Annotated in this window: 1 protein-coding gene; it reads left to right on the top strand. The window is 33.2% G+C overall.

The window, feature by feature from the left end:
- Nucleotides 1-154 precede the first annotated feature (154 nt).
- The gene (locus HXW94_RS18955) at nucleotides 155-364 is read left to right on the top strand and encodes a type II toxin-antitoxin system Phd/YefM family antitoxin (protein ID WP_178368432.1); all 210 of its coding nucleotides are present in this window, start codon (nucleotides 155-157) and stop codon (nucleotides 362-364) included.
- Nucleotides 365-473: the final 109 nt, after the last annotated feature.

Genomic DNA, 473 nt, shown 5'->3' with positions numbered 1-473 from the left:
TTTAAGTTAAGATAATAATAAAAGAAGCTACAGTCGAATTTTCCACAAAAGTATGATGAATTTTAACTATTGCAAGCCCTCCATGCGAAATTAATTTTTTCAGATTTAAAATGAGCGAATGGGGAGTAATTAATCATGAAATAAGGAAATTATTGTGCCGACAAGAAAGTATGTGTCGTACACCCTGTTATCCAAGAATACGGCAGCAACCCTTAATTCAATTGAATCTGGGGAAACGGATAAGCTGATTATCCTGAAGAACAATTCCTCCAAGGCGATCCTGATGTCTTTTGAGTCTTATGAGGCCATGGAAGAGGAGCGTTCAACTATAGTTCTTTTCTTTTTTAAACTTAGTTTTTGTTGATCATTTTGACAAACTAATTTTTTCTTTCAAAATATCATTCTCTCTGCTATAATTTTTTGAGTTCTTTGAAAAGATATAGGGTTATGCTTTACAGACCTGAAGCATGTAA

This window comes from Desulfobacter latus (assembly GCF_013389365.1).
Classification (GTDB): domain Bacteria; phylum Desulfobacterota; class Desulfobacteria; order Desulfobacterales; family Desulfobacteraceae; genus Desulfobacter; species Desulfobacter latus.
The sequence above is the reverse complement of the archived record's forward strand: the minus strand, read 5'-3'. Positions and strand labels throughout refer to the sequence as shown.